At 59.2% G+C, this 25,410-nt stretch carries 28 protein-coding genes; 7 read left to right on the top strand and 21 right to left on the bottom strand.

Features of this window, described 5'->3' with window-relative positions; genetic code table 11:
• Entirely contained in the window at positions 1–1,800 is a 1,800-nt protein-coding gene (locus G3N98_RS00595) for an SNF2-related protein (RefSeq protein WP_206146796.1), read from the bottom strand.
• Positions 1,797–2,198 (bottom strand): hypothetical protein, encoded by a 402-nt coding sequence (locus G3N98_RS00590; RefSeq protein WP_206146795.1) that lies wholly within the window; start codon positions 2,196–2,198, stop codon positions 1,797–1,799. The genes G3N98_RS00595 and G3N98_RS00590 overlap by 4 nt, the downstream gene beginning before the upstream one ends.
• 330 nt (positions 2,199–2,528) lie before the next feature.
• On the opposite strand from G3N98_RS00590, the gene G3N98_RS00585 reads away from it, so the two are divergent.
• The 7 genes from G3N98_RS00585 (at position 2,529) to G3N98_RS00555 (ending at position 6,263) form a co-directional block, all read left to right on the top strand.
• Positions 2,529–2,771: a hypothetical protein gene (locus G3N98_RS00585; RefSeq protein ID WP_206146794.1), complete on the top strand. Its 243-nt coding sequence runs from the start codon at positions 2,529–2,531 to the stop codon at positions 2,769–2,771.
• A gap of 7 nt (positions 2,772–2,778) precedes the next feature.
• Entirely contained in the window at positions 2,779–4,095 is a 1,317-nt protein-coding gene (locus tag G3N98_RS00580; protein WP_206146793.1) for a hypothetical protein, read from the top strand.
• A 69-nt stretch (positions 4,096–4,164) separates the two neighbouring features.
• Positions 4,165–4,554: an outer membrane protein assembly factor BamE gene (locus tag G3N98_RS00575; RefSeq protein WP_206146792.1), complete on the top strand. Its 390-nt coding sequence runs from the start codon at positions 4,165–4,167 to the stop codon at positions 4,552–4,554.
• Between the two features lie 56 nt (positions 4,555–4,610).
• Positions 4,611–4,799 carry a hypothetical protein gene (locus tag G3N98_RS00570; RefSeq protein ID WP_206146791.1) on the top strand — a complete coding sequence of 63 codons (189 nt, stop codon included), beginning with the start codon at positions 4,611–4,613 and terminating at the stop codon, positions 4,797–4,799.
• A gap of 48 nt (positions 4,800–4,847) precedes the next feature.
• A complete protein-coding gene (locus tag G3N98_RS00565) occupies positions 4,848–5,183 on the top strand; it encodes a hypothetical protein (RefSeq protein ID WP_206146790.1) in 336 nt (111 codons plus the stop codon).
• A 26-nt stretch (positions 5,184–5,209) separates the two neighbouring features.
• Positions 5,210–5,905 carry a hypothetical protein gene (locus tag G3N98_RS00560; protein ID WP_206146789.1) on the top strand — a complete coding sequence of 232 codons (696 nt, stop codon included), beginning with the start codon at positions 5,210–5,212 and terminating at the stop codon, positions 5,903–5,905.
• A 94-nt stretch (positions 5,906–5,999) separates the two neighbouring features.
• Positions 6,000–6,263, top strand: coding sequence for a hypothetical protein (locus G3N98_RS00555; RefSeq protein WP_206146788.1), 264 nt, complete (start codon positions 6,000–6,002; stop codon positions 6,261–6,263).
• A 449-nt stretch (positions 6,264–6,712) separates the two neighbouring features.
• Here G3N98_RS00555 and G3N98_RS39620 read toward each other — a convergent pair whose 3' ends face one another.
• The 19 genes from G3N98_RS39620 to G3N98_RS00460 form a co-directional block, all read right to left on the bottom strand.
• Positions 6,713–7,225, bottom strand: a complete 513-nt coding sequence (locus tag G3N98_RS39620; protein ID WP_241025642.1) for a hypothetical protein — start codon at positions 7,223–7,225, stop codon at positions 6,713–6,715.
• 301 nt (positions 7,226–7,526) lie between these two features.
• Complete coding sequence (locus G3N98_RS00545; protein ID WP_206146787.1) at positions 7,527–8,012, bottom strand: hypothetical protein; 486 nt, start codon at positions 8,010–8,012, stop codon at positions 7,527–7,529.
• 244 nt (positions 8,013–8,256) lie between these two features.
• The gene (locus G3N98_RS00540; protein WP_206146786.1) at positions 8,257–8,493 is read right to left on the bottom strand and encodes a hypothetical protein; all 237 of its coding nucleotides are present in this window, start codon (positions 8,491–8,493) and stop codon (positions 8,257–8,259) included.
• A 94-nt stretch (positions 8,494–8,587) separates the two neighbouring features.
• Positions 8,588–9,061: a hypothetical protein gene (locus G3N98_RS00535; protein ID WP_206146785.1), complete on the bottom strand. Its 474-nt coding sequence runs from the start codon at positions 9,059–9,061 to the stop codon at positions 8,588–8,590.
• A gap of 162 nt (positions 9,062–9,223) precedes the next feature.
• The gene (locus tag G3N98_RS00530; protein WP_206146784.1) at positions 9,224–9,535 is read right to left on the bottom strand and encodes a hypothetical protein; all 312 of its coding nucleotides are present in this window, start codon (positions 9,533–9,535) and stop codon (positions 9,224–9,226) included.
• Between the two features lie 334 nt (positions 9,536–9,869).
• On the bottom strand, positions 9,870–10,202 hold the full coding sequence (locus G3N98_RS00525; protein ID WP_206146783.1) for a hypothetical protein: 333 nt from the start codon (positions 10,200–10,202) through the stop codon (positions 9,870–9,872).
• Between the two features lie 255 nt (positions 10,203–10,457).
• Positions 10,458–11,933, bottom strand: a complete 1,476-nt coding sequence (locus G3N98_RS00520; protein WP_206146782.1) for a hypothetical protein — start codon at positions 11,931–11,933, stop codon at positions 10,458–10,460.
• 278 nt (positions 11,934–12,211) lie between these two features.
• Complete coding sequence (locus G3N98_RS00515; protein WP_346779046.1) at positions 12,212–12,760, bottom strand: response regulator transcription factor; 549 nt, start codon at positions 12,758–12,760, stop codon at positions 12,212–12,214.
• Positions 12,761–12,873: 113 nt separating this feature from the next.
• Complete coding sequence (locus G3N98_RS00510) at positions 12,874–13,431, bottom strand: hypothetical protein (RefSeq protein ID WP_346779045.1); 558 nt, start codon at positions 13,429–13,431, stop codon at positions 12,874–12,876.
• Positions 13,432–13,514: 83 nt separating this feature from the next.
• Positions 13,515–13,925, bottom strand: coding sequence for a single-stranded DNA-binding protein (locus G3N98_RS00505; RefSeq protein ID WP_206146781.1), 411 nt, complete (start codon positions 13,923–13,925; stop codon positions 13,515–13,517).
• A 153-nt stretch (positions 13,926–14,078) separates the two neighbouring features.
• Positions 14,079–16,127 carry a DEAD/DEAH box helicase gene (locus G3N98_RS00500; RefSeq protein ID WP_206146780.1) on the bottom strand — a complete coding sequence of 683 codons (2,049 nt, stop codon included), beginning with the start codon at positions 16,125–16,127 and terminating at the stop codon, positions 14,079–14,081.
• A 3-nt stretch (positions 16,128–16,130) separates the two neighbouring features.
• The gene (locus G3N98_RS00495) at positions 16,131–16,424 is read right to left on the bottom strand and encodes a hypothetical protein (protein WP_241025641.1); all 294 of its coding nucleotides are present in this window, start codon (positions 16,422–16,424) and stop codon (positions 16,131–16,133) included.
• Positions 16,425–16,437: 13 nt separating this feature from the next.
• Positions 16,438–18,462, bottom strand: a complete 2,025-nt coding sequence (locus G3N98_RS00490; RefSeq protein ID WP_206146779.1) for a hypothetical protein — start codon at positions 18,460–18,462, stop codon at positions 16,438–16,440.
• A 5-nt stretch (positions 18,463–18,467) separates the two neighbouring features.
• Positions 18,468–20,177 carry a DNA primase gene (gene dnaG, locus G3N98_RS00485; protein WP_206146778.1) on the bottom strand — a complete coding sequence of 570 codons (1,710 nt, stop codon included), beginning with the start codon at positions 20,175–20,177 and terminating at the stop codon, positions 18,468–18,470.
• A gap of 38 nt (positions 20,178–20,215) precedes the next feature.
• Positions 20,216–20,860, bottom strand: a complete 645-nt coding sequence (locus G3N98_RS00480; protein WP_206146777.1) for a hypothetical protein — start codon at positions 20,858–20,860, stop codon at positions 20,216–20,218.
• Positions 20,861–21,040: 180 nt separating this feature from the next.
• Positions 21,041–21,490, bottom strand: coding sequence for a hypothetical protein (locus tag G3N98_RS00475; protein WP_206146776.1), 450 nt, complete (start codon positions 21,488–21,490; stop codon positions 21,041–21,043).
• A 164-nt stretch (positions 21,491–21,654) separates the two neighbouring features.
• Positions 21,655–21,990 carry a hypothetical protein gene (locus G3N98_RS00470; RefSeq protein ID WP_206146775.1) on the bottom strand — a complete coding sequence of 112 codons (336 nt, stop codon included), beginning with the start codon at positions 21,988–21,990 and terminating at the stop codon, positions 21,655–21,657.
• Between the two features lie 335 nt (positions 21,991–22,325).
• Positions 22,326–24,776 (bottom strand): DNA topoisomerase, encoded by a 2,451-nt coding sequence (locus G3N98_RS00465; protein ID WP_206146774.1) that lies wholly within the window; start codon positions 24,774–24,776, stop codon positions 22,326–22,328.
• A gap of 21 nt (positions 24,777–24,797) precedes the next feature.
• The gene (locus G3N98_RS00460) at positions 24,798–25,409 is read right to left on the bottom strand and encodes a hypothetical protein (protein WP_206146897.1); all 612 of its coding nucleotides are present in this window, start codon (positions 25,407–25,409) and stop codon (positions 24,798–24,800) included.
• Position 25,410 lies beyond the last annotated feature (1 nt).

The following is a 25,410-nucleotide window of genomic DNA, read 5'->3' as shown; positions in this document are numbered from 1 at the left end:
TCAGACCGCGACCAGCGCCTCACCATGCTCGATAGCGAGGGCATCGGTTGCCTCCCCGATCAGCTTGGCGAGTACGTTTTGCATGTGCTTGCGCGCGTTGGATTCGGATAGCTCTCGCGCGGCGGCCGTCTCCGGCGTGTCGCCCATCAAGCCGATAAACTGCTGCGCCTTTGCACCGAGGTTTTCCAGCATGTCCGGATCCGCCCCGACTTCTGATACGAGGTAGTAGCAAAGCACCGGATTCAGCTGTCCATCGCGATGGAGGCGGTCCTCTGCCTGTTTGTGGATCGCCGGGGACCAATCCAGTTCGGCAAACACGGCCACTCGCGCCCGCGACTGAAGCCCGTCAATTCCAGTTGCCGCACGAAGCGAGACGATGCAAAGATGTGACTGACCGTTGATAAAAGACTCTTTCGCATCCCACTTCTGATCTTCCGTTTGTCGTCCGGTGATTAACACCGGGCGGAAGTCGGCCAGCTCCTGCTGCAGGTAGTCGACGACATCATGGTGGTGCGCGAAAACTACCGTAGGCTCGCCCGCCTCGAGCATGCCTCGCACGAACGCCGCGACAGACGGTGCTTTCGCCACACCGGTTGCTTTGCGCGTCAGCTCGATTGCCTGCATCTGCAGGCGCCCACGCTCAGAACGATCGCTCGATGCTTTCGCGCTCTTCGCCAACCGCACTGCCTCGGTAACGAACTTCGCGAAGAGGCCCTGATCGGAATCGACCGACTCGACGATGCGCTCTTTTGCAGGCAGTTGCGCGGCGACATCCTCTTTGCGACGACGCAACATCAGCCCGTCGCGGCGGAGCGTCGCATTGAGCAACTCGGGATCTTTCACGACGTCGTTGCCGTATCCCGCACACCATTCGCGCGTGAACGTGTCCCAATCGCCCAGACAGTGGTAGTCGACCACGTTCATCACGTTCCACATTTCGCCGCCGCGTCCGTAGATCGGCGTGCCGCTCAACGCGAGAACGATCTCGGCCATAGACGACAACTCACTCGCGGCCGAATATTTCTCGGTCCCGGAATGTCGTAGCTCCTGCGCCTCGTCGAAGATCACTTTCTTAAGCCCGGAAGCGGCGAGCTCTTCTCGCCAGTGCCGCAGCAGCAAATAGTGGCAAATGTAGATGTGCGCTGCAGGCAGCGGCTGCTTCTTGCGGTTGGTGCCACGGATCACGTGCACGATCAGCTTGCCGTCACTGAACAACGGCCCGGCCGAATTGCCTTGAACGTCGAGAAAGCGGGCGAGAAACGCCTCCCAGTGCTTGACGAGATGTGGTGGAGGCGTCACCAACACCGGCCAAGCCGGCTCGGTTGCAATCACCGCACTGGCCGTCACGGTCTTTCCCAGCCCCATGTCGTCCGCGAGAAGCGTCCGCTTATTCGTCAGGCACCAGTCGAGCCCTTCCTGCTGAAAAGGGCGCAATTCGCCCGTAAAGAGCACGTCGGGAGCCCGGCTGATCGGGTGTGTCAGGATCTCTTGGCGCTTCAGCACGAAAGAGCACGAGCGCTCGTAGTCAGCGAGGAATTCGTCCTTCGATACGATGTCCAGTGGGTATCGATGAAGGAACCACACCAGATCACCGAACAGGCGCTGATTCACCGGGAACTTCGCGATCCCTGCACCCCGCCCCTCAGATGCCGGGAAAAGCCTTTTCGCCATCGTGACCATCTGCGGGTCACCAGTGACTTGCCACAACGGCCCATGCGGACCTTCGATCTTCTCAAGGACGCCGAGCGGTTCAGTCTTGTGCTCGGGAAGCAGCAGGTACGGCGGCAAATCGTTCTTCACAGCGCGACTCCCCAGAGCGAGTTCAAGCTAACGACATGCACCGGCTTACCCTTGATCGTCGACGTAAGCCGCACGCTTCTCTCCAGCACGACGACGATCTCCCGGCACGTCGCCTGAGCCGCGTAGCGCTCGAGCTGCGCCACGAGCTCCGCGCGAGCAGGCCGCCGCTTCTTCACTTCGACGACGACACCGTCAATCCATACGTCGGCGCGGCAATGCGGCCCGAATCGATATTCCGTCCGTGCGGGAAGGTTCTGCGCGCGAAGCTGCTTCGCGATTTGGTCAGTCAGATAAGACTCGTCCTGACCGGCCAGCCCAATGCGCACCTCACGCAGAGCACGGATGACCGTGGCCGCCGTCACCAACGGTGCGTCCTCCAGCAGCGCTATCTGCGACATGTATCGCTCTCCGCCGGCACCGGATCACTCACTTCGAATACCTCATCCAGCGACTCGCGCAGCACCACACCACGACCTGAGCCGCGAATAGCGCGGTATCGCACGTAGCGCTTGCCGATGCTGGCTACACGAAACACCTCACCACTTTCCCGGTCCCGCAGCGTGGCGCGTTTCCGGATGTTGGGAACCTCGAGAGTCGCCATCGTCACAAGCGCGCGAACGCTCAAAAAAAGAAATGTTTTTGCATTCTATCGTGTACACATAACACGTACAAGGCTATACTCAGCGGAAATTTTCGGTGTTTTATCTCGATTGTTTCCCGGGGGCGGTATGTTTCGAGCAGTGACGGGATGGATCCTGACGATCATTTCGGCGTTTTTCGTGTTGTTTCTTTGCCTTCACCTGCTCGCGATCGCTCGACTCTGGAGCACTGACGCGATGCCCGAGCAATGGCCGGCAAATTTGGCCATCGCCATCGCTATCGGTGCGACCGGTGTAGCTGGAATGAAGTGGGGCATCACGCTCGCGCGCAGGCCTGCCGCGATTCGAAGCATGCCGCGTGATTCACGTTGAGGTGACCATGGATAAGATGCACGACGTCAATGCAAGCGACGCGTACGCGTTCAAGACTGTTGTCGCCGCCGAGCGGCTGCCGTTGCTCCGCGGAAACCTCGCAAAGCTGAACCGGCGCGCCGCAAAGTATGGTGTTGCCGCCTTCACGCTCGAGCTCGGCCGGTTCGGGACCCAGTTCATCGAAAACCGATCCGAAGGGTTCGCCGCCCATATCCGCACCGTTCAGGTGACGCTTGGTGGTCAGCGCGTGAAGCTGGGCGACTATCGGGTCATGGCGGCAATCGACCACCGGAACCAAGCTTTCCAGACCTTCGGTGACTTCCGCATTCCTACCCGATATCTCACCTGCGACGCGCAATGCGACCATTGCCAAACGAAGCGCGATCGCGCGAAGACGTTCTTGCTCGCTGACCAACACGGCGACCTGCTCCATATCGGCAGTTCTTGCATCGAGACCTTCACGGGATTCGCTCCCGAGTTCGCACTCGGCGCAACAAGCGTATGGGATCAGTTCTCCGAGATGCAGGAACAGCTCCAAGGTGGTTACGACGGCATTCGCGATTGCAAATTGGAGGCGGCCAGCCCAATGCTGCCGTTCCTCGCCATCGTCTCCCGCATGATCCGCCGGGAGGGATGGGTGTCGTCTTCGACGGCGGCCGCCAATCGCAGCAGCGGCTGCGAGCCCGCGTTCTCGACTTCCCACAGTGCGCTCGACGAACTGAAGAAGTTGATGAACCGCGTCGGGCCGGAGGCCAAGGTCGAACCGGACGTCGACGCGATCGACATCGAAATCGCAGCGAACGCACTCGCCCACGCCCGCGCAAGCTATGCCGACGTTCCTGAGCGCGAAGCCGTCGAGGCGTTCGACGCGAACATGTGGTCTGTATCCGCGCACGACGCCCTCATTGACCGCCATGCCGGTTTTGCGGCGTTCATCGTCCGCAAGTATCAGACGGAGGTGCTGGAACCGAGGCGCGCGATGCAATTCGACCGGCAATCCGACTATGTCGGAACGGAGAAGAAGCGCGAGGAATTCGACGTCACGCTCTACAAGAAGCTCCTCCTCGAAGGCCCCTATGGCACCAACACACTCTGCCTGATGCACGATTGCCAAGGCAATCAACTTCGCTGGCTGGCATCTGGATACACCGACATGGAAGCCGGCAAGACCTATCACGTCAAGGCTACCGTCAAGAAGCACGAGGAGTACAAGGGGACCAAACAGACCGTACTCTCGCGCGTCTCCGTGATCGAGGAGCTCACGCAATCACGAAGCGCCGAATCTCACGTCGACGACACGTGCGACCAACAGCTCGCAATGTAGGACGCGTGACGGCACCAAACACGGATTACTTCCCGAAGAATCAACATCAACCTGCGGAGAAATAGCACCATGAAGAGAACCACCACTGCGGCGATCCTCGCGGCCGTCATCGCACTCGCTGGTTGCGCGAGCGCCGGCAATCAAACGCTTCGAAGCGCCAGCTCGACCGAGATCGACCAGCACATCATCAAGGGCAAGTCGACCAAGTCGGACGTCGAGGCTTACCTCGGCGCGGCCGAAAGCGTCTCGTTCACCGACTCCGGCCTCGAAATCTGGCAGTACACGTACGCGAAGCAGACATCGAAGGCAATCAACTTCGTCCCGGTCGTCGGCATCTTTGCCGGCGGCGCCGACGTCGACAAGAAAGTGCTGACGATCCTCTTCAATGACAAGGGAGTGGTGATGAAGTCCAGCTATGCGGCATCGAAGAGCGAGATCCGCACCGGCCTCGCAAACTGACACGAGGACGCGACGCCACTGCGATCACCCCAAAACACCCGAGAGGAGAGCCCATCATGCCTTACTACGTCCAGCTGACCCCCGACGTCGTCATCGCACTCTCGGCGCTCTCCTCAACCGAAGAGACCGCCAAGCTGGACGCCGCATGTCGCGACGTCGTCGTGCTTGGTGGAGCTCACGCGCCGTCCGTCCAATCACGCGAATTAACGGCATTCACTCCCGGCGAACAGTCGTCCCTCCTCTGATCTGCCCACCGCTCGTCGCGATCGGCGAATGCAGCGTGGAGACAATCCATGTACACCACTTCGACCGCACGCGAGCGCCTCGAACGTTCGCTTCCGTTCATGAGCGCTGCGTCGGCAGATGCGTGCGAACTCGTGCTCGCAGGAAATATGACGAACCTTACCGGCAATTTGCACGGCGCGCTCACACGCGCAGTAGCCGAAATTGCCGATCGGCTCGCCAAAAATGGAGGCATCTCCATCACTGAACTACTGAACCTCGTCGCGCTCGAGGCAACCGCCGCCTACCCCCCGGAAGTCACCGAAGGTGAGCAAAGTCGCTCAAATTTTGCACGCACGATGTTCGAGCATCTCTACGGCTTGCTCACAGCCAGTCGCCCCAACTGACTACTACCCTGATAAGCGAAGAAGACATGAGCCCCATCAGCAACGACTTCATTGCCGGCATCAACGTCTCGTTGAAATACCAGATGTTCGGAGCCCTCGCCCCGCTCCTCACCTACCTCGTTGGGCATTTCGTCCGGCGACTTACAACGAACGGAGATATGCCCAAATTCAATATTTCGGCCGCGTTCGCACTGCTCTTCATCGGCGTGACCCCAGCCGCATTTATTCTTGCGTCCACATTGCGTCTTGCCGTCCAGATGCAGGCCATACAGACGCTTGTTCAAACAACGTCAGTGCTCGGGTCCTACGCAATCGCCTGCAAGTACGACCCCAACAAGCGGCAAAGCTTTGACCTTGCGGCCGCAGAGCAACGTCTGCACGGGAACGACGTGCTGTGGAAAAAGCCGAACACCCATGATCGGGGGAGAACGCTCAGCGCAACCGAATCCATCCCTTGCGACATGGTAGCCGGGCCAGACCTCGGCGAGATGCAAACATCGATGCCGCTCCTTGCAGCTCGCTCACAATACCTGAGCTTTATCGCGTACGCGTCCTCTTGTCTGGCGCTCGTCTTTGTATGGCTCCTGATTCATCCGCTCCAACCGCGCAAGCGCGGTGATCGAGGTGCAGGCAAGGTGGAGGCGCACAAAGCCAGCGGTCCCACTGCGAATGAGACTCCGGCTGCCGCCCCTGATACGCTGAGCTCAAACACGAAATGGTGAAGCCGCGCTAGGCCGTCGCACCGCGTCGACCTAGCCTTGTGGTATCGATCGGGAGCTTGCCTTGGATCCAAGCGGGAAGCGAAAGCGGGACCAGATGCCAGAGATCGCGGCTTTCGTCGAATCGCTCGCGGAGGCGTTCGGGCGCGACTATATCGAAGACCTAGTTCGGCGTGGCCAACGCGGCGAGCCGACATTCTTTGCCAGCGAGAACGGCATCGAGGTCGGTACCCGTGCTCCCGCCCCAGTCACCGTCTGGCGCTGCGATTTGAAGGCGCTTCGTGACCGGCACGGTTGTGGTGGTTGTGACGGAAGCTGTATCGGCACGCAACAACGCTGCAAGCGACGGGAATCCATTTAATCTCGCCCGCCCAAACATTACGCTAGCGCTTCACATGTCCAGCTGCGGCCTCGATGCGTTCGACTGCTTCAACACAGTCCGGATCACCGCAATCCGCCATGCACTTCAGACAATCACCGCCGCAATCGGTGCTCAGCGGATCTGCCGGATTGTCGAGCGCGCGCCCGCAGATCCGGCATTCATCTTGACCTGCGACCTTCAGGCGGCGAACGAAAAATCCACCTGCACTACTCGTTCCAACGCGCTCGATCTTGTACGGTGTCCCGTTCGCCTCGCATGCGGCTTTTATGACCCAAACCGTCGCACCTTGCCCACTGTGGGAACTACTTCCCGTCAGGAGAAAGTGTTCGTAGAGACGACTGCCAGTGGCGTTTGTGACCGCCATAGGCAACGTACCCTCCGGCGGATCAATGGGTCGCACCTTCTTGCGACCATCCCCGTCAAATGGCCTATATTTCGCCACCGACGCCTCCTCGTTGCGTGCACTTACGTGCGATGTACTCATCAATCATGCGGTGGGCAATCTCATTCGTCATGCGCTTGATGTGAGCGCCTTGGTGATATTCGTCTGCGCCGTACCACACGCCCTCTATGTCCGACTGTGCCAACAGGACCATTAGCGTCAATGCATACCGGATTGCAGGTCCGTCAAAGAAGTCCATCCCACCCCTGAACACCTCCCAATAGCGCGTCAGGTAGTCAATCTTAAACAGGCGACCTTCGATGAAATCCCCATTGCTGCGCGCTGCAGCTCGAGCGCCGGCATAGTAAATCAGCATCCCGTTCGATGCGACATCGACGTACTCATCTGCCTCGTCGACCACCACCAGTCGCTCGAAGTCGTCGGTCCTTTCCGCCCGCCGCGCGCCAGCACAGTGCTCGATCAGTCCATCCAGTTCGACCACTCGTGCGGCAGGAGGCGGCACGCGGAAAAGAACAAAGATTGTTGCATGCACACTCATTTTCTCGGGCCTCTAGTACTCGAATGCCGACCGGTAGGGCATTCCGATGCCTAAATTCTTGACGCGCTCGGCATCATTGGCGATCTGACAAAGACTGTTTGCGAGGCGTCGCAACGTGTCCGGATCAAGATGCTGCCCATCACCGAGAGCGGACTCGAGCACGATGGCAGGTTTCCCGCTTGTGTCCAAGATCAATGAATAACAAAGAATCGCCATCTTTGAGCTCCAGTCACTTAACCGATCGCTGATTTCGCTTCGGCCGAACCGTATTCACCATAGCCAAGCGTCATATTCCGCGCTGCTACTCGCGACCGCGCCGGATTGCAGCGTCGAAGCGTTCGACTCGCCCTCCACGGGCTCGCATCCGCTTGCGCCTGTCGGCGAGGTACCCTGCGCCCAACTCAATGATCAACACCTCGACGGTTACGCCAGCAGCGGGGGGCGGAAAACTGCCGCCCAACGCCCGGTGGCGCATTTCGACCTCGAGCTCGTGAAGACGTTGAACACGCTCCATCACTTCACGTGACACCCGCCCCTTCAGATATCGTAGAGCATTCGGCGAAACGAGGCGCTTGCCGCGATCGTCTTCGAGTACACACAACATCCGATCTGCCGCTCGCATCACCCCACACATCGCGGCGGCGATCGATACAAACCATCTGCGCGGCCACGACTCCGACATGGCAATTGCGAAGGCAATGGCCATCGCATCTGGCCGACTGAGCCAGCGATCTCGGATCGCGCCCGCCTCGTCTGCCAACTCGTGCGGCGTGATTGCATTACGCATAGTGATCTCCTATACCTGTTTCAACCGGTCTCGAAGCGCCAATTCGGATGGCGTAGCACGCCAGCACCCATGGTCGTCGCGGGTCGCGAATCCGGCTCGTACTGCACCTGCATCGTATCCACCGCTGACCCGCGAGCCATTCATCATGATCGCAGATCCGGAATCGGGCTCAGCAACCCAACCACCGGAGAGCCATCGCATTACCCGCCGGGCTCGGCCTTGCATGACACATACTTGCCATGCCTCAATACAGATCCCAAACACGCTCTGCAACTGCTGCTGCTTCGACGAAGCGTTTTCGCTCCTCACCGTCAACCGAAGGATCGACTTCGATTTCGATCCCGAGACGCTTCCTATAGAAAATCAAAAACTCGGCCAAGGCCTCCGCCACACTCTCCCCTTTCCCGATGGGTGGGCTGCCCGGCATTTCTATGGGGTCCACCTCGTAACGAGTACCTCGCTTACTGATTTTGATCTTCATTCGAGAATATTCCTTGCATATTGCCGCTCGCCACTCCGCCAGCCGCGACCGAAACTAGTTGATTAGTTTCTGTTCGCATTACTTGTCGGCCTTATCAGCTGCGCTTGAACAATAACGCTAGCAGTGCGAATGCGGATATGACAGGAAACGCCTTCACGAACGACACGGCGACACCGACGATACCGCCAAGGATAAGAACTATCGTCGTGACAACCAGCGCCGCACCTAGCGCGTAAGCCGGCACGTAAACGAGCGGCCAATTGAATTGAGTCCTTTGCTCGGCCGCTGCCTGCCCCTGCACGGGGACGTCGACCCGCCGCAGCCAGAACGGGAGCTTTTTCTTTGTGCTCCAACTCTTATCCGATCTCGACATAATGATTGAGTGATCCATATCGTTGTGTTTGGTTAGACCCACCTGCGACACCAGTCTCGCAAGAACGTTTGAATCGCCATCGGGCTCTGACGCAGCCGCCAAGCGATCGAAATGTCCGGAAAATGCCTTGCCAGTCGAGCGGAGTATGCTTGCCGGTCGTTCTCTGACATCCGAGGCCAACGATGCACCGGTCAAAGAAGATCGTTCCGTTAGCGGGTTGGCCCGACGACTTCCTTTGGTAAATTACATTCACCTTGCCGACGGTCTCTTTCTCATCCGGCATCTTTACCCCCTTCTGGTCCTTTCTCACACCGGTCGCCATCCCGGATAGACCTTGCGCTCACTGTCGCTGATCCATTACTTACCGTCGTGACGCGAGACCTTGAAAGTACTAAGAAACGCCAACATCGCTATCACAAGGAATGCCAAACCAATCCACCCGGTTCCGACGACGGATTTGATCTGAGCAAGCGCCAATCTGGCTTGTTCGTTGGCCAGAGTATCAGGCCGCACATTTTCTGCGAGATACCAAGCGGCAAATTGGAAGCCGCCTAACAACCCGGTACCGAACACGATCAGCACAAGGAGCGCCTTCCGGAGAAAATCTCTCATCGCCGCGCTCGCGCGGTTGCTCTGTCCAAAATTCCGCAATGCATTCATAGAGTTCATATTTGAGTCATCAGCTATCAAATTCGTGCAATTGCGCGCGCCCACCTTGCCCCCAGATAACACACTTATACCGAATAATGATAGGTGCACATGTGCACCATGTCAACTCAATTTCAGCAGCTGTCCGTCCATGCGCGGACCTTGCAGCGTGGCTCACAAAAGCACTACGTTATAACGACATCAATTGCACCGCCTTTAATCAGATCTGACAACCGCCTTGATCGCGGGCACCGCACCGATTTGATCTCGCTCTGGCACGCTAATCCGACGATACCACCATAGAAAAAGCCCCGCGAAAGCGGGGCCGGAATCCTGATGAGCCGATCGGACGAGTTTACGGAGACGGCGAGTTGTCGTCCGGCGACGGTACCGCGCGCAACTGGGGATCCTGCACCGCCTGCCCGATCGCAGCGATGTTCGCGAGCCGGTTCTCTTCCACCTTGATGCCGTAGTGCTCGGCGTCGTGGTAAAGCATGCTTCCCTTGTCCTCGATAAAGGACAAGTCGTCTACGACCCACACCGGCGTGCCGCCACCACCCTCCAGCTTCACGCATCGCGTACCGGCCGGGATGACCAGATCGTACTTCAGCCGGCCCGGGCCGAAGGAAACCGCCGTCTCCTCCGACGTCACTGCCGTATGCGTATGGGGGGTTTTCACCGATTTCATGCAATAACCTCCAAAAGTTCTCTCGATTGTCTCACGACTACACGTCGCGCAGAACGCCCTACATCTGCAGCCTCCAGATAGCGATTGATCGCTTCGCCCCGACGCCGAGCTTGATGGTGGACTTCGAACCCCGATGCACTGTGCACTACGTGCTCGATCCAATAGCCTTGTCCAACTTCCGTTGCCCGCTACATATTCGGAGAGAAACGCCCCAGCTAAACGTGGCCTGAGTGCACGCGCGGCGAGCGGCACAAGTTACAGCGACGGCGACGCAGATTCCGCGTCCGACTCGGCTTGCGCCTCAATCGCCGAGGCGCGATTGTCAGCCGCAGCCTCTGCATAATCGCCGATGTAGCGACCAACATAGTCAGCGGCCTGCCCCAGTGTCACGAATCGACCATCCTCCTGCCTTTGGCGCACATCGCACGGATCCTCACCGCGAAGGTACCGGCGATAGATCGAAAATACCGCGTACTCATCCTGCAATTTGCGGATCTCCAGCCGCGTGCGCCGTTCGAGGATCCCGAGTGAACCGTCTTTGCACAATACGTTTGTGGTCCAGACCGAGCCAAACTCACGCGAGGTCATCTGCAACACACCGGGCTTGTATTCGGCAAGTCGAATTGCTGCCGATAGCCAAGCTTCATTCTCGGTGGCGCCGGAGCCAAGAATTTCTGCTTCGCTGCCATTCTCCCGAAGTCGGTAGGCGTCAAATCCCTCGCCGAATCCCGGCGACGTCGAAGGCCGCACGGCGACACCGCCGGAGGCCTTGAGGCGGGAGATCGCATCAACCTCATCCGCCGATAAGCTTTTGTCTGGCTGCTTTCCTGCAACAGGTTCTCCCGCCGGCAGCGTACGACTTCGTGCAATATCTGCGTAGGCGGCCCTGAGCGCTAGGCGCCCTGATTCGCTCCACTCGACCTGTGTCGTTGAGGGTCGGTGGAGATACCCAGCTCTCACACCCTCATTGACGACATCGTTAATTTCAGGCTTGAGCCACCATACACTCTCAGTTGACGACGAACGACGCGCCCAACTAACCCTGTCCATTGCGGTCGCAACGTCCAAGATATCCGGTTTCCGCTCCATCGCGAGCGAACTATGCGCGTCGAGCACGTCGTTAAGTTTATTGCGCAACCCTTGACTGGCAAATGAAGCCGTTCCGAGAATCAGATCCTTGCTGTCAACCAGTACCCGGTAGATTCGAATATTCAGATCAGCCGAGATCACGGGAGGCTTATCAGCGAAATCGCCACATTCGCTCAAAATCGCTTGTGCCCGGGTCTTCAGGTCCTCGTTGCGACTACCGTGGATGTGCCCCCATGCATCCTGCAGCGCGAAAATGAGGTCCTTGTACTGCTCTCGAAGCGCCGCTTCCGGCATGATCCGCCCCATTCCGTCCGCAACACGCATTGTGCCTTCCGGGGCCGGCACCACGCGCAGCTCCGGAGCCTGTATCGTCGGACCAGCTGAAGCAATGTCAGCGAGACGGCTCTCTTCCACCGTGATGCGGTATTGCGCAGCATCGTGGTAAAGCACGCTGCCTTTGTCATGGATGAACGACAGATCTTCAACCACCCATTGCGGCGTACCTCCGCCCCCCTCCAGCTTCACGCATCGCGTGCCCGCCGGGATGATCACGTCGTGCTTCGTCCCGCCCATACCAAAAGAAACCGCCGTTTCCTCCGACGTTACTGCCGTATGCGTATGGGACGTTGTCACCGAGCTCATGAAACCTCCAAAAATAAATTCTCGATTGCGTCGTGACTACCTATCGCGCCTAAGACGACACGTCAGCGTCGACCGGCCGAAAGAATCTTTTCGAGACCGGACAACCCGAATCACTCGCCGCGCAACGGCGTAATACAAGTCGCGCTTATCCGACAGCGGATCGATGAATATTCGTATAGGAGACGACACACAAATGCTACATATTTACCGATATTCACGCAAAAAAATATCGCATTTTCAGAATTACATTCGATATCCGAGGATTTCAGTATCTTTTTTTACGCGCTTTTGACACATGCGCCGTTCGCAAGATTGTGCGTCACCGCATACCGAATCAGCTCAGCCGTGGTGCTCATTTTCAGCTTCTCGAGCAATCGCGCGCGATACGTGCTGACGGTCTTCACGCTAATCGACATGGCGCGCGCAATGTCACTTAGGCGCTTGCCGGCGCCGAACAGACAGAGCGTCTCGTACTCTCGATTCGAAAGTTCATAGTGCGGTAGCCGCCCACTGTCCTCAACGACCTGCTGGACCAGCGCATTCACAGCGTCGCCATGCACGAATCGCTTGCCCCGCATCACCGAGTCAATCGCTTCAGCGATGTCCGACCGCGTCGCGCCCTCGCCGATGACGCCAAGCACACCACTTCGGAAAGCCCGAACCGCCCTGTCCGCGCCGCGACGGAGATCGAACGCAAGCACGCGCAGCTCAGGCGCACGCGACCTCGCCTTCGCGATCACCTCGAATACTGCTTCATCGAAATCGAGATCCACGATCAGCATCGCGCACTGGCGGGCATCACGGAGCCGTTCGCGAAGTTCCTTCACGGTGGTAACTCCCACGCACTCAGTTGCGATCCCACCGCACCTCAGGATGGATTCAATGCCCGCTTGTCGCAGCTCGTCCGCCATCGCGACCAGCACATACGCTCCTTGCCCCATCAGGCCGCCAGAATGCATCGTTCACCCACGCGCGCGAGTTCGCGCAACATCGGGGATTCCCACGTCAGCACATTGACGCGCGCCAGCCGACGCACCAGCTCAGGCCACGAAACGTCGCAGTCTTCAAGAATCGCGGAGAACAGGACCGGATAAACTCGCCCCGCCAGCGCTAGCGCGCCTGCTAGCTCGACCTTCTCAACGAGAGGCATCGACGCAAACTCATATGAGCGTAGATCGAAGAATACGAAGCGCGGCGCAGCAAGTGCCACGCACAACTGCTCAGTTGCACGAGCGACGTCCCCGCGTTCGTGAGAGAGATAGCGTGACATCACGCAACGCCAGATCGCGCCGAGCGTCTTGATCATCACATCATGCTCACGGTATTGCTGCCACACCCACCCGCGCGGCGCGACGGCAGCGGACGTCAGCAGTCCAATGTGGCGCTCGAGCGGATAGTTGGCATCAATCCAGTAAGCATTGGATAGCGCATTGCAATGTGCTTGCTCCGCCATGAGCTCGAGTAGTTCGCTTTGCGTGATCACCTGTTTCCCCCGCACGATATCGTCGCTCCATACCTTTCTCAAATCACATGCGACGCGAACGCAGGCCAAATCAATTGGCCCACGTTCCGCATGCCCGCTTAGAACGGGACGTCTCCATCCGGCGGCGCACCGGTGCCGCCCGCATCGTCGCGCTGTTTCCCGTTCGATTCTGCTGCCTGACCGCTCAGATCCTGCCAACGCGAGACGCGGATCCGCATTCCGTAGTGCGTGACACCATCCTTTTCGTAGGAGTCGTTGCGCGGCTCTCCGACGACGTACACACGGCCACCCTTCTTCATGCGTTCCGCGAAGTACTCCGCCCCTTCGCCCCAGAGCTCGTAGTTGAAGCCCTCGGCGCGGCTCCGTTCTTCGTGTGTCGCCTTGTCCTTCCACCCGATATTCGTGATCAGGCGAAAGTTGGCAACCTTCATGTCGCCGTCCTTCCGGAACACCGGATTCGCGGCCAAATAGCCGATCTGACGAAACTCCAGTTCACCGTACACTGCCATGACAACCTCCAAATGGGACACGATGCCCCGGTTAAAATTCGACTCCTGCACTGACGACCTGTACCGCTTCCGCCGCCATCGCAAGCAGGCTTCCTACCCGCGCAGCGACGTGCTATCTCGAAAAGCAGGCACGGCTGCGCGTCAAACACACCACTACGCCGCCTTGCGCCAGCCGGCGGCAAACTCCGCCATCGCCAGACGCTCAGCTTCCTCCGGATCCAGAATCTCGGCCGCGATCGATTGCTTGTTTCGATGCATCTCCACGAGATCAATGTCGATCGTGTTTTCGACGAGCGGGATCTGCACGATCACCAGACGCAGTTGGCCGTTCCGGAACGCTCGGTCCTCCGCCTGCGCTGCGAGACCCGGCGTCCATGGCAACGACACGAGGAACACATAATTGGCCGCAGTCAGGTTGTGACCAACACCGCCTGCGGCGGTCGTCGTGATGAAGACGCGCTTCAACGGGTCCGTCTGGAACTCGTCGATCGATCGTTGTCGACGTGTCGCGGACGTCATGTCGCCGGTCAGCACCGCATAGCCGATACCGACCTCGTCCAAGGCTCGCTTGAACAGCGCGACGTTCTCTTTGAATTCGCAGAACAGCAGCACCTTGTCGTCGCCGTTCAGATCTTTGATCATCTCGACGATTGGGCGTACTTTGTACGACTCGAGCTCCCTCCGCAGCATCGTGATTTTCGGCAACGTGAGGATCGCCATGTCGCCGTTTATCCGGTCGTAACGATCGCGCTCTTCTGCCGTGATTTCGATGTAGCGGGCCTGACGCTGCTTGCCCTTGAGATGCTTGAGAACGAGGTCCTTCGTGCGACGCAGCTTCCATTCCGAGATACGCTCGTTGAGCGCGGCACGGAAGGCAGCGTCGCCTGCAAACTGCTTCTCAAACGCCTTGAGATCAATGTTCCCAATCGGGTGCCCCGACAAACGAAGCAACGTGTGGATCTCACACTCCCGGTTCAGAATCGGCGTGCCAGTCAGAATCGCGCGGTACGGCACCTTCGAGGCCACGTCAAAGGCGAGACGCGTGCGCTGCGCCGTTGGCTCCTTCAACAGGTGCGCTTCGTCGAGGATCATTGCCGCGAAGCGGTCTGCGTAGGGCACGACCTCATCGAGCCGATCGTAATTGATCACGATCCAGCGCTTGGACGGGTCATATTTCCCGACCGAGATGCTTTCCTCGCCCGGCACGGCCAACGCGATTTCGCGCGACCAGTTGATCAAGAGGCTTGCCGGGCACGCGATAAGGACCTGCCCCCGCGAGACGAGGCTGCTGAGAATATCCGCCGCACAGACGGCTTGCCGCGACTTCCCCAGCCCCATGTCGTCCGCAAGCAGCGCGGACGTGTTCCGCACCAGATGGAAGACGCCGTCCTTCTGGAAGTCGTAGAGCTGATAAAGTGCGATCCTCGACCAGATCTCGTCGTCGCTGAGCGACGTCGGAGCGAGCGGCGACGTAACCGCGAGATAGACCTCGTTGTCATGCTCGATCTCGGCGGCAGCCGGAAAGTCCGGCATGTCGCTGGGTAGGACCTTGATCGTTGCGCCTTGATTGCCGCGCGGCACGAACGCGTCGTCGACGATACTGAACAGTCCCTGCGCGAGGTCGACCTGATCGTCGCGAAGACGAAGCTCACTGATCAAGTTATCGCGGACCACCGCCGGACTGGCGTGCGCAATCTTCCACGCCTTCATGGGCCCGAGGTAGCGCCCACCCATCTGCTGCGCCAACGCGACGACGGCAGGATGATACGAGCTGACTATCACCGCCCCACCGGACTCGAGCTGATACACGGTCGCTTTCAGATCTTGCGTGAAGGCGTCGTGCTGCGGGTTCGTCCGTGCGTCTGTCAGCTTCTCAAAGAATGACGCGACGGTCTCGACGACCGCACCGTTACCGGCGTCGACAAGCGCCTGCACAAGCGCTTCCCCGTTGTCGTATAGCGCCTGTCGACTGAAGCGCCAATATCGGTAGTACGGGTGGTCACTGGTGTTGACGAACCTGCCTGAGTATGGCTCCTGCTTGATGATGACGTTCGCGCCCTTGAAGTGCGTGAACAAGACTCCGAACTGATGGCCGTCGAAAACAACCTTTTCGACGAGCGGACGCGGCGCAACCGATGCTCCTGCCTTGGCGCGGCGGGCAACTTCGCTATCCCATCTCAGCGCGGAAAGCCTGAAGCTCATTGATCAGCGGACCTTCGACGCGAGCAGCGAGCTGACTTCACGAATGCGCGCTCGCGCGCGTCCGGCTGCGCGCCGCACGCATGCGAGCCGATCCGCACGCGGAACCTCTGCAGGCAGTTCGATCCCCTGTCGTTTCGCCATCAGATCCAGCATGAACGCCTGTCGCTCGCATTTCCGCTGCAGCGCCCGCACGCCCAGAAACCAACGCAATGCAAAGCGCGTCACAGAAAGCAGAATCACGAGGTACAGCACACTCGCGAGAACATCGCCAAACGGCGGTGGTTGAACGGGCATCATCAGCTCCTCGACTTCAATTCGAATTCTTCGCGCCAGACGACTGGTGCTGCGCCTCGGCGCGCATCTCAGCTTCGCGAGCCTTCAGCCAGAGCTCGCGTACCAGCCTCGCGCAGTCCTCCGCCGAATTGACGGCCGGAGTCTGCTGCACGATGCCTTCCATCATCACGGCGGCCTGCACGCTTTCAGGCTCGTCGGGATCCTGCAGCACGCGAACGCTCGCGGCCGACCGCTCGATGCCCGGGAAGAGCGGCAGCTCGTCCCCATAGAACGCAACGAGTGCATGGCCGTTGACCACCTCGAGGACCTTCTGGACAACTGCGGCCGAAGTCGGCGCCGCGACGATCTTCGCCAAATGCTCGTCACCGATGCCGTGCTGATCACGCAGGTATTCGACAGCAACTTGCGGCTTGCAGATCTGCTGATATACGACCTCGCCTTTCTCGGAGAGAATGGCAACGTCGATCAAATCATTCCGTTCGGGGCTCTTCACCACCAGCGCGCCGAGCACGAGCGTCTGCTTCTCCTTGGCCACGGCCTTGGGGTCGACAGTCGGCTTTTCCTCGGTATCTCGTAGCTGGTCATTGATCTGCTCGATCTCCTCCTCGGTGAATTTGTAGCTGTCGACGCCTTCCACCAAGCCCTTGATCGCCGCCTCGATCGCCGGGCGGTCGATCGATCGTTTGGCCTTCGTCTCATGCAAGAAATGCGAGTAGATGCCGGCGACTTCGGTAAATGCGGTAATCCGGCCCACGTTATCGACCATCAGCCACAGACGGCGATCTGCCACTCGCAACCAACGGAATTCGTTGGCGGGCAACACCCCAAGCCGACGCGCGTCGCCAAGCATTGCGTAAATCAGCGTGTATACGTACGCGTGGCGCTTGAAGTACGGTCGAACGGTTGTGTGATTCCAATACTTCCTCAACACAGAGAGCGCGTCGTCCATGTCGATCGTGATCTTGTCGGTATTCGGATCGTAGGACTCGCCGGCATCAGCCCAGTACTGAGCGACCAACCGATCCGTCGTCGCCAGTGCTTCCTTGTAGTCTTCCTCGGACATCTTCAGATCCAACGCCGCAATTCGCGGAATCAGGGCGGCAATGATTGCCGCCTCCCACTTCGTGAGGTCCTTCGGCGATCGCCACAAGCGTCCCATCTGGCGCCGGAATATCTCGGCCGCCCGGTCCCGATTGACCTTGAATTCGTTGCCTTTGTCGACGCGATCGAGCAGACGATGCTTGATCGCGAAATATTTCTCCGTGTCAGCCATGCGGTACTTGCCCGAGTTAATCGGGCGCGCCGTCAGGTCGAGCTTGCGGAACAGCTTCAGGTGCGGGTAGTGCTTCGCCTGCTCATCGGTAAAGCTGTGCAGGGTGTAGTCCTGCGTTTTCCCGAAGTGCTTGTGATTGGTCGGGTTCGTCGTGAAAGATCGACGCATCACCCAGAACGCGAGGGGCAAATTCACTGCGAAGAGCGTGAATACATTAGCGATCACGCTCGACTTGCTCAGATGCGACCATTCAATGAACGGTGCTGCCGAATGCAGGAAGAAGAAGAACCAGCTGGTGAAAATCCCACCGACGACACCGCTTGTTGCCAGCAGAACCCCGACCATCATCACTGGCCCCGTATACTTCTTGAGGGGACCGACCCAGCCGAGGATATACGCAATCAACATGATCGCTACACCAACGAGGCTTCCCCAAGCACTCACTGTAAAGCGCGTCACCGCATACTCACCGACGAAGTAGGCCCCCGCGATTGCAGCCCACTTCGCGTAGGGCTTCCACTCTTTCTTTAGTGTCAAGGCTACCGCGAGCACGATTAATACGATGCCGGAAATCGCACCCCAGATCGTGCGGCTCAGTACGAACAGCGAGAACTGGCCGACTCGGATTGCAGCGTAGACACCGGCGATGTACTCGTGCGCCGTATACCAGAAGGCATACACCAATACCCCGACGAGCAGCGCCAAAACGACATACCACTGTGGGTCAAGCGATTCATCCGCCGGTGACTTAGGACCTTTTGTACTCATGCGTTCTATCTGAAAAGCGCGGCGGCTTCCTCGACTCGCGCGCGTTGCACGAGCTCGCCACCAATTGTTTGAACAAGCGCTGCGACTTCCCGCTCAAGCGCGTCGGCGGCCAACATCGTGACGCGACGATTACTGTTACGGACAGCTTCGACGACAACAGCCCGCAATGCTGGTTCGACAATGCGAGCGGCCGTCTCCACGCGCTCGCGGACATCTGTCGAGGCGCATGCGAACCAGCCTGAAATCAGTTCAGAGAAGTCATCGAGGAGCTGGTGAGGGATCTCCGCACCGGCTTCGCTGTCGAGTGCGAGCAGAAGCGCATACCGCCGGTAGAACGCCTCGCGCGCGAGATCCGGCATAAGCTCTCCCCCCCGCCCAGCCTGAGCGCCGATCTGCGATACCAGCGACGCACGATAGGGAGTCTCGGCCGAGGATTTATCCGGCACCACAAGCGCCATTTGAGCAAGTCGTTCCAGCTCGGCCTGTAGCGCAGCGCGAAACATCGGCGCATGACCGATCGCTGCCAGCGTTTCGATACCATCGCGGGCAAATGCGGCCCGATGCTCGGCGACACGCAGGTCACGCCCGTGGGTCATCATCGCGATCACTTTTTCCGACAACGGCTGCGCCTTCACATCAACGAGTGCGCGCCACTCGTCGACACCGTGCTCCCGCACAAAGCTGTCCGGATCGTGCTCCCCCGGCAGCGTAAGAAACGATGCCGTCTTGCCATCAGCAGCAATCCCGATGGCGACGCGTGCCGCGCGGTCCGCAGCCGCTCGCCCTGCCTTGTCCCCGTCAAAGCAGAAGACGACGTGGTCGGCCATCCGGTAGAGCTTGCGCAGCTGATCTTCCGTAAGGCTCGTTCCCAATGACGCCACCACCCGGGTGTCACCATGCTGGTGGAGCATCACGACGTCCATGTACCCTTCAACAACCACGGCGACGCGGCTCTGTCGGATCGAAGGTCTCGCGAAGTTCAACCCGTACAGCTCCTCCCCCTTCCGAAACACCTCGGTCTCGGGCGAGTTGAGGTACTTCGGCTGACGGTCGTCAAGCACGCGTCCGCCGAATCCGATCATCGAACTGCGTTCGTTCCAGATCGGAAACATGAGCCGCTCGCGGAAACGATCCCGGTAGACACCGCTGTCACCATCCACCGTCATCAGCCCCGCCTGCTCAAGTGCGCCGACCGAGACATCGCCCAGCTTTCGCCAAATGCTCTCGTCTGCATATCCGAGCCCGAACTGCACCACCGTTGCCTTCTGCAGACCGCGCCGCTTCATATAGTCGATAGCTGCTGGATAATTTCGCAGGTTCCACAAGTAAAACTTCCGAGCACGCTCGAGCGTCGCGCCGATACCATCCTGTCGGGCCACCACTTCGACATCACGGGCCGCCAATCTTGCCCGCTCAGGCAGCGACATTCCTACTCTTGAGGCCAGTTCTTCGACCGCACCGACGAAGTCATAGCCCGAATGCTCGGTAAGAAAGCTGAAGACGTTGCCATGCGCCCCGCAGCCAAAGCAGTGATAAAACTGCTTGACCGGGCTCACCGTGAACGACGGCGATTTTTCGGCGTGGAACGGACACAAGCCGATATAGTCCTTTCCCGCCTTCTTCAGCTTCACGTGCTGACCGACGAATTCGACAAGGTCCGTACGATCCCGAACCTCGTCTAGAAATGCGTCGTCGAATCGATGATTTGCGCCCATACGCTAGCTCAGCGCCTCAACCTGCTTGGCACTCGTCCTCATTGGACGTCCGGATGGCGATAACATGTGAGCGAGTTCGCAACCGGATCCGGAGTGAACCAGATGTGCTCGGATGCATACTCCTCTCCCAGTCGTCGAGTGATCGCTCCGCCGAACCGGCCGTCGAGCACGTCGATCGCATCCGCGACCGGGCGATCGAACTTCAGAGTGATCGCAACGATCGGCGGGGTTTGCGAAAAATAGGCAGCTTGACCGATGCCGGTCAGCTTGATATCCGAGTTCAGCAACCGCACCGGCTGCTTTATCGAATACATCGCGCTTGCCGTCAGATACCCCTTCCCGTCAGCCGCGCGCTCGGATTGTCCGAGCGGTGGCAGCTGCGGCGCGAGAATCATTCGAACCGACGTGGAGAGCGTGGGCGGCGCAAGCCGTTGCCCCGGGCCAAGAAACCGCACCCCGCGCGCAGCTAGCTGCGGACGTTGCAGCGCGACACTCGGATCGCACTGCACAAAACCAGACGCTAGCGTCAGCTCCGCGTCAGTCGCCTGCGCCGAGTTCGGCGCCAAGGTCGTGTTGAGCGGCACCGTGTTGGCCGGAGCAGCGACGCCGCCCCCGGCCGCCAGAGAGATCGCCGCCGGACAAACGACGTGACGCAGCACATACGAAAGGCTCTTTCCCATCATTTTCGCGCGCGCCGCGCCTCCGGTAGATCTCTGTGTTCGATATGGTAGCAATTTCCTATATTTTTTTGCATCCTTTTCGGACAAAAAAATATAGGAGCATCACAACTACGGGACGGGAGGCCATCTTTCACGACGTAAAGGGGAGACGGCGCCAGTCAACCAACGTCACCGACCGGCCGATCAACCGGCGCAGCGAACGTCCGCGTTGCCAGTAATCACGACATCCTTCAACACGCACTTCTTCCCGTTGCCTGCCGGGATCAGTTGCTCCGTTTGGGCACGTGTAGCCGCGCTTTCCGGAATCTCATAGCTCAGATCGCCATTCGTGACCGTTCGCAACGTGTAGCCGCCCGGGGCCTCGACCTCCTTTCCCTCACGGTTGCGCGTCACGACGCCCTTCCCGCAAACGCTAGAAACCGCCAAATCGACCTGCCCCGACATCTCGCGCGACGCACGGGCAAGGTAACTCACGCAAATCGTGCCGTCTGCCGACGTGGTCTTTGGCAGACGAACCTCTACGCCAGCGACCTTCAAGGTGCGCATCGTGACCAACTCGTCGCCTGCGATCGCCGCTTGCATCGTCAACGCGAGAGCACTCACTCCCAACAATACACAAACTGACTTCTTCATCAAACCTCTCCTGAGAACTGCTGCCGGCAGACACGGGACGCTAGCGCGCCTGATCTTGTGCCGCTGGGCCTTCCGGCCCGTGCGATGTGCTGACGCAGGCTGCGTCAGCTTTCGTTTGACTGTTGCCACCCACAATGGCGAGCGGCAAGGGTCAGGCGATCGCGCTATTGCTTCTGGACGTTGGCGTACTGGGCCGCGACCAGCTGCGTGAGCGCCACCAGAATCTGTGCGTTCGTGGCGTTCAGTTGGTCGAGTCTGCGAGTGATGCGATCGAGGTCCCTTTCGGCAACGTACTCCCACGATTGCTCGCCGTTCGTGGAGGTGCTGGCGCACTGCAACAGGTGGCCGTTCGCATCGTAGGCCATCAGCGGCACCGGCCCCATTCCAGCATTGCAATGTGCGCCTTGTACGGGCGCTACGACCGGAGGCTTGAACGCTTCCTGTGCATGTGCCGCCGAAAAAATACCGATGCTTACAACAAACACAATGATCTTCTTCATTCTTTGCTTCCCCAAAAAGTGTTGCTCCCGAGTCGGGCGCCTGATCGTTGCGGCCGGCAGCAGCAACGATCAGGCGCCCGCGTGTTTTCCGATGCGTTCAGTGAAGCCGCGTTGCTTCGTCAGCAGCGCCCGACGCGAGCTCCTCGCCGTGGGCGCGCAGGAGTGTGTAGCGCTCGCGGTCGTAGATCACACCCCACCGACGGCGAATGCAGCAAAGTCGTCTTTCTTCATCAAACCTCTTCTGAAAACTGCTGCCGGCAGCCACGGGACGCTTGCGCGCCTGTACGTGTTCGACTGGGCCTTCCGGCCCGTCCGATGAGCTGACGCAAACTGCGTCAGGATTCAAATTCATACCCTACGGTGTGATCCGGCTTGCGCACGAGATACGCCGAGAATTTCTTGCCGCCCGGCTTGGACGAAACGAATCCATCTATCAACGGGGTACGGCCTACCTCGAGCAGCGCCTTCGCGGTCGGCACATCGATCCGCTTCTTCCCGATCGTCCCCCAAATCTTGAAATCGCACTCTGCGCCGGCTTGGCGGTTCTTCTCGCAAAAATAATTGTCCCCGCGCTGCACCACCGGACTTCCGCACTTCGGGCAGTTGCCTACCGGCACGCCAGTCGCTCCCGTGCCACTCGCGCCATCACGGTCGGGAAACTCGAAATTGAGCTTGTCCAGCGCTTCGGAGAATTTCAGCTTCGCCGCGAACTTCTTACCGGTACGCGGTGATTCGAACCCCTCCAACACGCCCGTTTCACGATCGCGCATCAGCGTTTCGGCCTCTGCCTCGGTCAGGCCCCGCTTCAAGATCACGCGCATGATGCGCAGGCCGCAGCTACACGCGTACGCGACCGGCTGACACATTACGGCACCGTTGCACTTCGGACACGGCGTCGTCAGCGCAGCGGTAACAGCCGCATCAGCGGCTAGTGCCTTGGCCCGAATTCGCTCAATGATCCGCTTCGTTTCCGCGACGATCTCAGCCATGAAATCGTCTCGACGATACTTGCCGGCTTCCATCAACTTCAGCTTGCGCTCCCATTCACCGGTCAGGTCCGGCGACGTAAGCGCTTCGATGCCGTTTTCGCGGAGGAAACGCACCTGCTTGAATGCCTTCTCGGTCGGCACGAGCTCACGTCCCTCACGAAGCACATATGGGCGCTTTTTGGCGTCCGCTCCCAACAATCCTTCGATAATCGAAGCACGAGTTGCCGACGTGCCAATCCCACGCCCGGCAAGCGCCTCGCGCAACGCCTCGTCCTCGACGAACTTGCCCGAGTGCTCCATCGCAGCCAGAAGCGTCGCTTCCGTATAGCGCGCGGGAGCTTTCGTCTCGCAAGCCTTCACGTCGACGTCGCGAGCCAACGGTCGCTCACCCGGCTGAACGGCACACATGTCGGCATCTTCCTCGCCTTCTTCACGCCCATACACTGCCATCCAGCCAGCTCGCGTCGTGACACTACCGCTCGATTTGAACACCTCACCCTCGACGGTCGTCAGTCGAACTGTCTTTTGAAACTCCGCATCGGGGTAGAACGCCGCAATGAAGCGCCGCACGACGAGGTCGTAGATCTTCCGCTCGGCGTCGGAAAGTCCTGCTGCTGGCGTCAGGGTCGGAATGATCGCGAAGTGGTCGCTGATCTTGCTGTTATCGAAGATCCGCTTTCTGAAGCTCACGTAACCATTGCTCAGCGCTTCCGCAGCGAACTTGGCCGACGAGGAGCCGCTCAATGCCTGCATAACTCCCTTGGCCGTCTCGACGTAGTCCTCCGGAAGCGCTTTCGCATCAGTTCGCGGATAGGTCAGGACCTTGTGCTTTTCATAGAGCGCCTGAGCAAGGTCGAGGGTCTGTTTGGCCGAGAATCCAAACTTCGCATTGGCCTCGCGCTGCAGCGCCGTGAGATCGAAAAGCAAAGGCGGCGGCTTCGTGACCGGCTTCGTTTCATCGACAACGCTAGTCGATTCAGCGCCACGGCACCTCTGCGCAATCTCTGCCGCACGGCTCGCGCTCCAGAGCCGTTCAGCCCGCGCATCGTCGTTGCTATCGTCTTTGACGAATTGCTGATCGATCCATACGCCCGAATATGCCCCTGCCTGAGCGCCGAATTTCGCGTGAACTTCCCAGTAATCCTTGGACACAAACGTCCGGATCTTGTCTTCTCGGTCGACAATAATCGCAAGCGTTGGCCCCTGCACGCGGCCTGTCGAATGCTTGTCCAGATCCCCGGACTCTCGTGTGTAAAGACCTGTCAGCGCGCAGGTCGGATTCACCCCCATCAGCCAATCCGCCTCGGAGCGACAGCGTGCAGCCTCAAACAGCGTCTGCATGTCTTGCGCGCTACGCAGGTTCTTCATACCAGCGCGAATGGCTTCCGGCGTCATCGACTGAAGCCAAAGCCGTTCAAACGGCTTTCTACTCTTAGCGGCTGCATAGATGTACCTGAAGATGAGCTCCCCTTCACGTCCCGCATCGCACGCGTTGATCAGTCCGTCTACGTCCGGGCGCCCGATCAGTTTGATCAGGAGCTGCAGCTGCCCGAACGTCTTCTGCACCGGCTTCAGTACAAACGGGTCAGGGATCATCGGCAGGCGTGTGATGTCGTAGGTATTCTGCTCGTCCGATACGCCGATCTCAACCAGATGGCCAATTCCACATGAGATAACGAAGTCGTCGCGCTCATACCACTTCCTGTCTCCCGCCCGCTTCTCCTCGAATCCACCCAGCGCCCGCGCGATATCAGCGGCAACGGAGAACTTCTCCGCAACGATCAGCTTCTTACCCATTTCAGATCACCTCAGGCTTCTTCAGTATTTCAGTTCAGCGTCGTCGCCTTCATCGCGCGGCGCGGGTCGTTTGCGCACGAACAGTTTCCCGATCATCGGCAGCGTAGTCAGCCGCGCGCGACCGCGCCGCGTCCAATGCGCCCAGTAGGCATGCGCCTTCTTGATCGGATAACTTCGACGCTCCAACATCTGGTCGTTGATGCCCTGCAGCACTCCGCCCTTCATCTCGAAGTGCTCGTGCGTCAACGAAAACATGATCATCGTCGAGTCCATCCAGCCGTCCGGCGTAATCGCAACCGCAATTCCACCTTGAGTTGTCATGGTCGACTGGATGAAGTTCAGCCGATATGCCACGATCTGTTCCCCGTCGTCGGTCGAGCCGTTGACGATATATACATGGCCATCGCGCACGGACACATAGCGCGCTCCGATGAATGGATAGTCGCTTACCTCGAATCCGAGGAGGACTTGCGACGGCGCAAACGTTGAGATCGCGAGCTCCAACTGCGACGAAGGTCGCACACGCAGGTCCGGCCGCTGCAGCTCCTCGCCTATCCGCTTGCGGATATGATCGAAGACCCGATTCTTGTCGGTCGGCGTACTGCCCTTCTTTCGATTCGCGCGAGCCGCCATC

The organism is Burkholderia sp. Tr-20390, assembly GCF_017104595.1.
In the GTDB taxonomy this organism is placed as follows: domain Bacteria; phylum Pseudomonadota; class Gammaproteobacteria; order Burkholderiales; family Burkholderiaceae; genus Burkholderia.
The sequence above is the reverse complement of the archived record's forward strand: the minus strand, read 5'-3'. Positions and strand labels throughout refer to the sequence as shown.